9 protein-coding genes are annotated in these 11,862 nt (G+C 43.3%); 8 read left to right on the plus strand and 1 reads right to left on the minus strand.

Going from position 1 to position 11,862, the window contains the following annotated elements:
- From ACXAFV_RS07230 to ACXAFV_RS07245, 4 genes are all read left to right on the plus strand, one after another.
- A complete protein-coding gene (locus ACXAFV_RS07230) occupies positions 1-540 on the plus strand; it encodes a CvpA family protein (RefSeq protein WP_475125415.1) in 540 nt (179 codons plus the stop codon).
- Between the two features lie 353 nt (positions 541-893).
- Positions 894-2,606 (plus strand): DNA polymerase/3'-5' exonuclease PolX, encoded by a 1,713-nt coding sequence (gene polX, locus ACXAFV_RS07235; protein WP_475125416.1) that lies wholly within the window; start codon positions 894-896, stop codon positions 2,604-2,606.
- Positions 2,607-2,786: 180 nt separating this feature from the next.
- Positions 2,787-5,150 (plus strand): endonuclease MutS2, encoded by a 2,364-nt coding sequence (locus ACXAFV_RS07240; RefSeq protein ID WP_475125417.1) that lies wholly within the window; start codon positions 2,787-2,789, stop codon positions 5,148-5,150.
- A gap of 21 nt (positions 5,151-5,171) precedes the next feature.
- The gene (locus tag ACXAFV_RS07245) at positions 5,172-5,579 is read left to right on the plus strand and encodes a DUF350 domain-containing protein (protein ID WP_175990825.1); all 408 of its coding nucleotides are present in this window, start codon (positions 5,172-5,174) and stop codon (positions 5,577-5,579) included.
- Positions 5,580-5,974: 395 nt separating this feature from the next.
- Here the strand turns inward: ACXAFV_RS07245 and ACXAFV_RS07250 are convergent, their stop codons facing one another.
- Positions 5,975-7,324, minus strand: coding sequence for a glucoamylase family protein (locus tag ACXAFV_RS07250; RefSeq protein ID WP_475125418.1), 1,350 nt, complete (start codon positions 7,322-7,324; stop codon positions 5,975-5,977).
- Positions 7,325-7,676: 352 nt separating this feature from the next.
- Here ACXAFV_RS07250 and ACXAFV_RS07255 point away from each other — a divergent pair, with 352 nt between their 5' ends.
- The 4 genes from ACXAFV_RS07255 (at position 7,677) to ACXAFV_RS07270 (ending at position 11,814) form a co-directional block, all read left to right on the plus strand.
- The gene (locus ACXAFV_RS07255; protein WP_475125419.1) at positions 7,677-9,371 is read left to right on the plus strand and encodes an AMP-binding protein; all 1,695 of its coding nucleotides are present in this window, start codon (positions 7,677-7,679) and stop codon (positions 9,369-9,371) included.
- A gap of 146 nt (positions 9,372-9,517) precedes the next feature.
- Entirely contained in the window at positions 9,518-10,105 is a 588-nt protein-coding gene (locus ACXAFV_RS07260; protein WP_446243847.1) for a TetR/AcrR family transcriptional regulator, read from the plus strand.
- 21 nt (positions 10,106-10,126) lie between these two features.
- On the plus strand, positions 10,127-10,897 hold the full coding sequence (locus ACXAFV_RS07265; RefSeq protein WP_475125420.1) for an enoyl-CoA hydratase: 771 nt from the start codon (positions 10,127-10,129) through the stop codon (positions 10,895-10,897).
- 143 nt (positions 10,898-11,040) lie between these two features.
- Complete coding sequence (locus tag ACXAFV_RS07270) at positions 11,041-11,814, plus strand: electron transfer flavoprotein subunit beta/FixA family protein (protein ID WP_446243845.1); 774 nt, start codon at positions 11,041-11,043, stop codon at positions 11,812-11,814.
- Positions 11,815-11,862 lie beyond the last annotated feature (48 nt).

Here is an 11,862-nt window from a genome sequence, read left to right on the forward strand (position 1 = left end):
ATGCTTGATTTAGTTTTACTGATTATCCTGTTAGTGGGATTCTTCACCGGTCTAAAACGCGGTTTTATTCTGCAGGCTGTCCATATGACAGGTTTTATCATTTCTTTTATTGTAGCATACATATATTATGATCAGCTTGCACCAAAACTTACTCTCTGGATTCCATATCCAGTACTTGATGAACAATCAAAATTGAATATGATCTTTGAAATGACCAACATGGATCAGGCGTATTATCGGGTAATCGCTTTTGCCATGATTTTCTTTGCGGTCAAGATCATTGTTCATATTTTTGGATCAATGCTCGACTTCGTGGCACATCTTCCGATTCTGAAACAATTGAATGTCATTGGCGGAGGACTCTTGGGGTTGATCGAAACGTATCTTATCATTTTTATACTATTATTTATTGCCGTACTGCTGCCAATCGATACGGTACAGTCTTTTATTAACGATTCATTTATTGCACAGGCGATGGTCAAGCATACACCTGTATTCTCTGAAATGGTTAAAGACTGGTGGATTGAAAACGCAGCTTGATTGGAAGGCTGACTTGAAGAGGATGGAATGATTGATGTTAAGTAGGATACTCTTAACATCATCGCTCTTCCTTGAAAAGTCAGCTTTTTTTAAGGTAAGAGTCCTGATTTTTGGCTTATCGAGTGAAACGAATGTTTCACTCGCTTTTCAGCGAAGCTGAAAATTCGTCAGTATGGAAAGACCCTGAAGCATAAATGTATTTATGCTTCAGGGTCTTTCCATACTGACGGAATAAGCCAAAAATCAAACGGATTCCAGGTGCATCGCTTTCTTTTTTTGGTTATTTTGCTACTATATAATAAGAGAAGTATGACGGGATTACCTATTTATATAGAGAGAAGCAGGTGAATGGGATGAATAAGAAGGATATTATCAAATTGTTGGAAACGATAGCTATTTATATGGAACTTAAGGGTGAAAACTCTTTTAAAATATCAGCATACAGAAAAGCGGCCCTTGCGCTGGAAAATGACGACCGCAGTTTAAGTGATATCAGTGATTTTACCAAACTGAGCGGAATCGGCAAAGGAACAGCGGGGGTCATAGAAGAGTACATTAACGAAGGTTCGTCTTCTGTTCTTGAGGAACTGAAGTCAGAAGTGCCCGAGGGATTGATCCCTCTTCTTCAGCTTCCCGGGCTCGGAGGCAAGAAGATCGCCAAACTGTATAGCGAGCTAGGTGTTGAAGGGATTGAAGATTTAGAGGAAGCCTGCCGTTCGGAGAAAGTCCAGGGTCTTCCAGGGTTCGGCAAGAAGACAGAGGAGAAGATACTGGCTGCGATCGCTCAGGCAGGTAAACGTCCGGACCGTCTGCCTATTGCGTTCATGACTGGCATAGCGGAAGAAATCGAAGCTCATTTAACCAATATACAGGAAATAGGCACCTACTCAAGAGCGGGAAGTTTAAGAAGGATGCGGGAAACGATCAAGGACTTGGATTTCATCATTTCAACAGAGGAACCGAAGAAGGTAAAGGACGCGTTACTAAAGCTGCCCAATATTGTGGAGACGATCGCAGCGGGCGAAACAAAAGTTTCACTGACCCTTCAATACAAATGGGATGTCAGCATCGATTTTCGTATTGTAAAACCGGAAGAATTCGCGACCACGCTCCACCATTTCACCGGATCTAAAGAGCATAATGTCCGGATGAGGCAGCTGGCAAAAGAACGCGGAGAGAAAATAAGCGAGTACGGCGTAGAAAATAGTGAAACAGGAGAGATCAAAACGTTCGAGACCGAAGAAGAATTTTATTCCCACTTCAATCTTCCGCTCATTCCGCCTGAACTAAGGGAAGACGGGAAGGAAGTCGATGAGTACCATAAAGGCTATGACTTGATTGAATCTACGCATATCAAAGGTGATTTGCACATGCATACCACATGGTCGGATGGAGCCTATTCCATTGATGAAATGGTACAGGCATGTATTGCCAAAGGCTATCAATATATGGCCATCACCGATCACTCCAAATATTTACGTGTGGCAAACGGCCTGACGGATGAACGCCTGTTGAAACAAATAGAGGAAATCAAGCAAATCAATGAGAAGTATGACGAGATTGAAGTACTGTCGGGAATCGAAATGGATATCCTTCCGGACGGCACCCTTGATTATGGTGATGAAATCCTTGAAAAAGTCGATGTCGTCATCGCTTCCATCCATTCAAGCTTTTCACAATCGCAGGAAAAAATCATGGAACGCCTCATAAATGCACTCCATAGTGCGCATGTCGATGTCATCGCCCACCCGACAGGAAGAATCATCGGTCGGAGAGAAGGGTACGATGTAGACATGGATCTGCTAATCGAGCTGGCAAAAGAAACGGATACGGCGCTGGAGCTGAATGCGAATCCAAACAGGCTCGATCTCTCTGCCGAAAATATACGGAAAGCCCAGGACAACGGTGTAAAACTTTTTATCAATACCGATGCACACAGCCATGAACATCTTGAGTTCATGAATATAGGTGTGGCTACCGCAAGAAAAGGCTGGATCAAGAAAGAAACCGTCATTAATACATGGGGCAAAGAAGAACTATTGAATTTCTTAAGAAGGAATAATTGATTAATTAAGGCATAAAAACATTACTAAATTTGAGAAAGTGCCAGCTCCAGCGCCAAGACCCTCGAGACGTTTCGGTCCGCCCGGTGAAGTCATAGAACGACTTCACCAGGCGGCCCTAAAGCGCTTGTCGGGGCTGAACTAGGCGCTTGCGCTCTTCTTATAAAAGGTGGAATAAAGTCTGTGAATTCTAAAGTACTGAAAACATTGGAATTTGATAAAATAAAGGAATTGTTAAAAGAGTTTGCTGCATCTGCACTCGGTCATGCAAGGGTTGCAGCACTGACTCCATCCATTGATTTTGAAGAAATTACCGGTATGCACGAGGAAACCGATGAAGCGATGACGATCCTTCGTTTGAAAGGCCATGCACCTTTAGGGGGAATCTTTGATATCCGTCCACACGTGAAACGTGCCGGAATCGGAGGAATGCTCTCTCCAGGTGAATTGGTGCAGGTAGGCAGCACGATACGTGCGAGCAGAAAACTTAAGACGTTTGTGGAAGAATTAGTGGACGATGAAGTTTCCATTCCCCTTCTGCAGGCTAAATTAGATACAGTGATACCGCTGCCCCATTTAGAGCAGGAGATTCGCAATGTCGTGGATGATAACGGTGAAATCCTCGACTCTGCAAGCGACACATTGCGCACGATCCGTACACAGCTTCGTGCGAATGAAGGAAGGATCAGGGAAAAGCTCGAGCGCATGATACGTTCTTCCAATGCGTCCAAGATGTTATCTGATGCCATCATCACCATCCGAAATGATCGTTACGTCATCCCTGTAAAGCAGGAATACAGAGGTCACTACGGAGGGATCATCCATGATCAGTCGTCTTCCGGTCAGACCCTATTCATCGAACCGGAAGCGATTGTTCAATTAAATAATCAACTTCGCGAGCTGCGGTTGAAAGAACAGAATGAGATTGAAAAAATCCTTCTTGCCCTTTCTCAAAAAGTACAAGAATCAGGAGAAGAATTGCTGTTAATCGTAAGTGTCTTATCAGATATTGATTTTATGTTCACAAAAGCAAAATTCGGCCAATCCATCAAGGGTTCGAAACCGATCATCAATAACGAAAGGCGCATCAAATTGAATAAAGCCCGCCACCCGTTATTGCCGATAGAGGAAGCAGTCGCCAATGATATTGAATTAGGCAATGAATTTTCATCCATCGTCATCACAGGTCCGAATACAGGAGGAAAAACTGTCACACTTAAAACGCTTGGGCTAACGAACATCATGGCGCAGGCAGGCCTTCCGATCCCTGCGCTGGATGGATCCGAGGTGGGAATCTTCCGTTCCATCTATGCAGATATCGGAGATGAACAATCGATCGAACAAAGTCTAAGTACATTCTCCTCTCATATGGTCAACATCGTGGAAATTCTAACTAAAGTGAATCATGAGAGTCTTGTCTTATTTGATGAGCTGGGAGCAGGTACCGACCCTCAGGAAGGTGCCGCACTTGCCATCTCCATCCTTGATGAAGTCCATGGCAAAGGGGCAAGAGTGCTGGCGACAACCCACTACCCCGAATTAAAAGCATATGGCTATAACCGGGAAGGTGTCGTCAATGCAAGCGTCGAGTTTGACGTTGAGACATTGAGCCCGACCTATAAACTACTGTTGGGTGTACCGGGAAGAAGTAACGCGTTCGACATTTCTAAACGCCTTGGCTTATCGGACACCGTCATCCATAGGGCCAAATCACATATCGGCACAGACAGTAAAGAAGTCGAAAACATGATCGCCTCTTTGGAAGAAAGCAGACGCCAGGGTGAAAAAGAATTGGAAGAAGCCCATGAGCTGTTAAAACAAGCAGAGAAAATGCATAAAGACATGCAAAAGCAAATGATGGAGTACTACGAAAAGAAAGATCTAATGTTTGAAAAAGCTCAGCAAAAAGCCGAAACAGTGGTTGAAAAAGCGAAAGAAGAAGCAGAGCAGGTCATCAAAGACTTGCGAAGAATGCAGAAGGAAAAATCTGCTCAAATCAAGGAGCACGAACTGATAGAAGCCAGAAAGCAGCTGGAGGAAGCAGCACCATCCCTTCCTAAGTCATCTCGACAAAAGAGTAAGGTTGCGCAGAGCACAAAACGTGAGCTGCATCCGGGAGACGAAGTTAAGGTATTGAGCTTTGACCAGAAAGGCCACCTCGTTGAACGAGTGTCCGACAAAGAGTGGCAGGTTCAAATGGGGATCATGAAAATGAAAGTAAAAGAATCCGACCTTGAATTCATCCAAACGCAGCAAAAGGTTGAAACCAAGCCGTTGGCTGTGGTTAAAGGAAAAGATTTTCACGTAAATGTCGAGCTTGATTTAAGAGGGGAACGATTCGATAATGCCATCTCAAGGGTTGAGAAGTATATCGATGATGCTCTTCTCGCCGGATATCCTCAAGTGTCGATCATCCATGGAAAAGGAACCGGGGCTCTAAGACAAGGTGTTCAAGAATATTTAAGAAATCATCGGGCGGTCAAAGGGATCCGTTTCGGGGATGCCGGTGAAGGTGGAACGGGTGTCACGGTAGTTAAGTTTAAATAAGGAAGAAAAGGGAGCAGGGAAATGGAGAATTTTTGGGAGAATGAATACATTCAAACAGCAGGAAATTATAGTGTTGTCATACTATGTCTCATCCTTTTCTTAACTGTATTCGAATTGGTCACAAAATATAAAAATTGGGAAGAGATCAAAAAAGGCAACCTGGCCGTGGCAATGGCTACAGGTGGGAAAATATTCGGGATTGCGAATATTTTCCGGCATTCCATTCAGCAGCATGAGACGATCCTTGCAACGATCGGTTGGGGGGTATTTGGTTTTTTCCTGCTGCTGATCGGCTATTTCATTTATGAATTTTTGACCCCGAAGTTCAAAATAGATGAAGAAATTGCAAATGATAACCGGGCGGTCGGTTTCATTTCACTCGTCATTTCAGTCGGATTATCGTTTGTCATAGGAGCAGGGATTTCTTAAGGAGAGGAATTATGGAAACATTAGCGAAAGTGTTACTTGTTTTATGTGCAGGGTTTATCATGGTCGGTGTTATTTATATGGTGTTTTTTGCTTAGCAGGAGGACTGTCTCGTTGGATGAGGCAGTCTTTTTATGTGCGCTCTTATTACCGCTAATGATTTCCGTGCAAGACTTCGCTTTCCGCGGGCGGTTGGTGAGCCTCCTCGTCGCATTAGCTCCTGCGGGGTCTCACCTAACTCGCTTTTCCCGCAGGAGTCTACGTTTTGCACTCCAATCAACCGCTGGAACAAGCATAAAACTAAAAAAAAGCCCGAACTAATTTGAATCCTTAAAGTCAAATTAGTTCGGGTTTTATTAAACTAAAATACTTTTCTCCCGGATTCCACTTCAATTACATCATTGAATTGAAAAAGCTTCCTTCTTCAGCAGCTCTTCAGGGTTCTTGCCGATCGGATCCTGATGGAAGTGATCACGGATCACTCCATCTTTTAAATAATTTGCGATTGACACCATGATCATCCCTTGATCGAGTGCCAGATAAGCTTTCGCAATTTCACCTGTTTCGACGTTGACGGAATCATAAAAGCCATATTTTCCGTAAGTATTCATTTCTTTTAACGCTTTGATGTTTTTGCGCACTTCGTCTGGAGCATATTCAAGAGCGAGGAAAGTCGCATGAGCTGTGACGGTTGCTTTGTCGCTGTAGCCGGAAGTTCCAAGCGGCGTAGCGGCAAATTCACTGTAGCCGTCTGGTGACGCGGCTGGTGAGAAGCCCCACGCTTTGTATCCTTTATCTTTGGCATATTGGATCTGAAGTTCGACGTGTCGCTTATTATTCAGTCCCAGTGCCTGTTTGCCAATTTCTTTTTCTTTTAATACGATGCCAGGCATCAGAGCTTCGAACATACTGCCTCCCCAGCTTGGAACAAATTTCACTCCATTGTATTCATAGTGGCCCTCGAATACGGAAACACCGTCATATTCAGCATACTCACCCTGAGGGACTTGAGACTGCCAATCCAATTCGGCTGGAATGGTGCGCTCCATTTTCCACCAGTGCTCGCTCGGGACATCGCCTTTACCGATTGAAATATAACTTGCCACGCGCGGTTCTGTATAGAGGAGACCATAATGATGATCCGTCATTTTTCCCTGAGCGACATCGTATCCTCCCCGGAATTGCCCTACTTCAGGATCATAAAGAGTAGTATAATTCATATTCTCGACCAATTCGCTTGTCTGGTCATTCAATTCATCATATGCCTGTCCGACAACGATCAATCCTGCAGACAGCCATCCATTATCGACCTGGGAAATGAATTGTCCCCAGTCTTTTTTCAGTGAACCGTCTTCAGTATAGTACCAGTTATAAAATAAGCCATTCCATTTTTCTAATGATTCTAGTGTATCCAATGTAATTTGGATACGGTCGACCGCTTCTTCTTTTGAAATGATCCCCATTTCTTGGGCAGATACAGTACTCATCATATACATACCGATATTTGTCGGTGAGGTGTGTGTTGCATTTTTCTTGCCTTCATCGGTGTAGCGGGTTTCATCGAACGTAAGGCCAGTATCGGGATCGGTGTGATCCTCATAATATTTATACGTTTTCTTTGCAATCGCTTTCAATTCAGCGCGTAAAGCTGTGTCCTGATCATTCTTACCATGTGCAGAAACAGCCGGGATGTACAGGAGACTGGTGATAAGACAAAAAATAGTGAACAGACTGATTTTCTTTTTCAAACTCAATACCCCTTTCAAAATTGGAATCGAAACGTTTCACCAACAGTGTAACACGTTTATCTCCAAAAAAAAGCCTGTTTCTGAATATTCGGTCATATGGTACAGAAGCTGTTGATTTGTTGGGTAATAAGACGGGGTGAAAGGATTAACAGTCTAGAGGTATGTGGGAAAGGCCTACTATCATATCTTTTAAAGTAAGGAACTTTTAAAAGGACGTTTCCTTACATCCTCTAATCAACGAAGTAGTAATTAAGTCGTGGTTGAAAGGTAATTCAAATTGTAACTGGTGTCCCCTTATATTATAATAGTAAAAAGAACTAAATTTTCTAAAAATTCTGGAGGAGGGATAACAATGACAAAACCTTGGCTTGCAGAGTACCCTGAAGAAATACCAGGTGAATTGACACTACCGGAGAAACCATTGCACTCTTTTTTGACTGAGGCAGCTGAACTTTACGGATCGAAATCGGCCATCCACTTTATGGGGAAGGAATTGACGTTCAGGGAAGTTTATGAATCGGCATTGAAGTTTGGCAATTACTTGAGAAGACTGGGAATTGAACGAGGGGACCGGGTAGCAATCATGCTTCCGAATACACCTCAATCAGTCATCGCGTATTACGGCGTCCTTTATGCCGGGGGAGTGGTGGTGCAGACCAATCCGCTGTATACGGAGAGGGAGATAGAATATCAAATGAAGGATTCGGGTGCAAAAGCGATCCTCACGTTGGACATTCTCTACCCAAGAGTATCAAAAGTCATGAAGGAAACAGACCTTGAGCACATTATTGTAACCGCTATCAAAGAGTATCTTCCATTCCCTAAAAACATGATTTACCCATTCATTCAAAAGAAGCAATACGGAATAGTCGTTAAAGTGGAACCATCTGAGCAGAATCATTTATTCCCAGACATCATGGCTTCCTCTTCACCTGAACCGATTCCTGGTGAATTTGATTTCGAGAATGATATAGCCCTGCTGCAATACACCGGAGGCACAACTGGGTTTCCAAAAGGAGTCATGCTTACTCATAAAAATCTGGTGGCAAACGCGGCGATGTGTGATGCCTGGCTGTATAAGTGTAAAAAAGGCGAAGAGAAGATCCTCGGCATTCTTCCATTCTTCCATGTATACGGGATGACAGCCGTGATGATCCTTTCAATCATGCAGGGATATAAAATGATCCTTCTGCCGAAATTCGATGTTGAAACGACACTGAAAACGATCCATAAGCAGAAGCCAACATTGTTTCCTGGCGCACCGACGATATACATCGGTATTTTGAATCATCCTGAACTGAAGAAGTATGATCTATCATCCATTGATTCATGTCTCAGTGGGAGTGCCCCCCTTCCAGTGGAAGTGCAGCAGAAATTTGAAGAAGTCACCGGCGGGAAACTGGTAGAAGGATACGGCTTGACTGAATCCTCTCCTGTCACTCACGCAAACTTTCTTTGGGATAAAGAAAGAATTAAAGGAAGTATCGGGCTGCCATGGCCTAGTACAGATAGTGCTGTCTTCTCACTTGAAACAGGCGAACCGCTGCCTCCAAATGAGATCGGTGAGATTGCGGTCAAAGGTCCGCAAGTGATGAAAGGGTATTGGAACCGTCCAGAAGAAACTGAGCATACGTTAAAAGACGGCTGGCTGTTGACAGGAGATTTAGGGTATATGGATGAAAGAGGATATTTCTACGTGGTGGACCGTAAAAAAGATATGATCATAGCGGGAGGCTTTAATATCTATCCAAGGGAAATAGAAGAAGTATTGTATGAACATCCGGCTATACAAGAAGTGGTTTCTGCGGGAGTACCGGATCCATACAGGGGAGAAACGGTCAAAGCATACGTGGTTCTTAAAGAAGGGGAGACCCTCACAGAAAAGGAGCTGGATGAATTTGCACGGAAATATCTAGCCGCCTATAAAGTGCCAAGGATCTATGAATTCAGAAAAGAACTTCCTAAAACTGCAGTCGGAAAAATCTTGAGAAGAGCGCTTGTGGACGAAGAACGGAAAAAGATAGAAGAAGAACAGAAATTAAGTTAAAATGAATTAGGGAATCTTCATATAGATTCGCTTTCTTTTTTAACAGAATCGGACAAGGGTCCTTCTTGACAATTATACTCAACCATTTTATTATAAAAATATGAATGACCATTCATTCATATTTTGATAAGGCAGGTCAACTATCTATGAAAAGAAATAAACCGAAATACAAACAAATCATTGATGCTGCCGTCGTCGTTATAGCGGAGAATGGATATCATCAGGCGCAGGTTTCGAAGATAGCCAAACAAGCCGGCGTCGCCGATGGCACCATTTATCTTTATTTTAAAAACAAGGAAGACATTCTGATATCTTTATTCAGGGAGAAAATGTCCATCTTTGTTGAAAAAATTGAAGAAGTTATAGCAGGAAAACAGACGGTTTCAGAGAAGTTATATGTGATGGTGGAAAATCACTGCAAGCTTCTATCAGAAGATCATCATTTAGCAATAGTCACTCAGTTGGAGCTCCGCCAGTCCAATAAAGATATCCGGGTAAAGATCAACGATGTGTTAAAAGGATATCTGCAATTGGTGGATAAGATACTGATCAGCGGAATCGAGGCCGGTGAACTTCCCAAAGATCTTGAAGTGCGGCTTGCACGTCAAATGATCTTTGGAACACTGGACGAAGTCGTCACAACCTGGGTAATGAATGATCAAAAATATGATATAGTGGCTCAAGTCCCTGCTATACACAAGCTATTACTTCATGGATGTGGAGGCAGGAACTAATTACGTATAGGAGGATGACACATGGAAAATTTATCTTGGACACTAGAAGGAAAGGTAGCGCATGTTACCATTCAGCGCCCGCCTGCGAATGCACTGGCAAGCGGTCTGATAAGAGAAATCGATGCCATCCTTGACGAACTTGAAGGAAATACGGAAGTCCGTGTCATCCTGCTGAAAGGCGAAGGCCGATTCTTCTCGGCGGGAGCGGATATAAAAGAATTCACAACAATCGAAACAGGTGAAGAATTTTCTCAGCTTGCTAAAAAAGGACAGGATGTTTTCGAACGGATGGAAAACTTCTCGAAACCTATCATCGCAGCCATTCACGGTGCTGCTTTGGGAGGCGGTCTGGAGCTTGCAATGGGCTGTCATATCCGCCTTGTCAGTGAAAATGCCAAACTTGGCCTGCCGGAACTGCAATTAGGTCTTGTACCGGGATTTGCAGGTTCGCAGCGTCTGCCAAAACTTGTCGGAAGGGCAAAAGCGGCAGAAATGCTCCTGACAAGCGATCCGATAAGCGGTACGGAAGCAGTTCAATGGGGACTTGCCAATAAAGCATACCCTGAAGATGAACTTTTTGCGAAAGCTGATGAAATGGCACAAAAGATCGCCAAGAAAAGCCCGGGAGCCATGAAAGCGGCAATCGAGCTATTAAGCTATACAAAAGACGACCGCTTCTATGAAGGGGTTATGAGAGAATCTTCCCTTTTTGGCGATGTCTTTGTTTCAGATGATGCGAAAGAAGGCATTTCAGCTTTCATAGAAAAAAGAGAACCTGAATTTAAAGGGTAGAAAACATTCTACTAATATAGTAAAATCAAGACAAGGGCAGTGTGAAAACGTTATCATTTTTTCGCACTGCCCCTACAAAGGGGTTAAATTTTCAAAATCTTTTTAAGGGAAAGAATGTTTTAATTATTAGGAGGGACTTAGGAATGAACATCTATGTACTTTTGAAAAGAACGTTTGATACTGAGGAGAAAATTTCTATCCAAAACGGTCAAATCGCAGAAGATGGGGCTGAATTTATTATAAATCCGTACGATGAATATGCGGTGGAAGAAGCGATCCAAGTCCGCGATGCACATGGCGGGGAAGTGACAGTCGTGACAGTCGGCGGAGAAGAAAGTGAAAAGCAATTAAGAACTGCTTTGGCAATGGGAGCAGATAAAGCTGTATTGATCAATACAGAAGATGATCTTGATTATGGAGATCAATTCACAACGGCATCGGTTCTATCACAATACTTAAAAGATCAGGAAGTTGATTTAATCCTTGCTGGTAATGTGGCGATTGATGGCGGTTCAGGCCAGGTCGGCCCGCGTGTAGCAGAGCAATTGGATATCCCATACGTAACAACCATCACAAAACTGGAAATCGATGGTGAAACAGTGACAGTCACACGCGATGTCGAAGGTGACTCTGAAGTGATTGAAACTTCACTTCCTTTATTGGTGACTGCGCAGCAAGGATTAAATGAACCGCGTTACCCATCTCTGCCTGGAATCATGAAGGCGAAGAAAAAGCCTCTTGAAGAATTGGAACTTGATGATTTAGATCTGGATGAAGATGACGTAGAAGCGAAGACCAAAACGATTGAAATCTATCTGCCGCCTAAGAAGGAAGCAGGAAAGGTATTGGAAGGCGAGCTGGATGCACAGGTTTCAGAACTTGTACAGCTTCTTCGCAACGAAGCGAAAGTAGTATAATTTCGGATCGAATTCCTTAGAAACGTATCTAATCACAATCAACTAACA

It is taken from the genome of Rossellomorea sp. ABR4_012, from assembly GCF_056159545.1.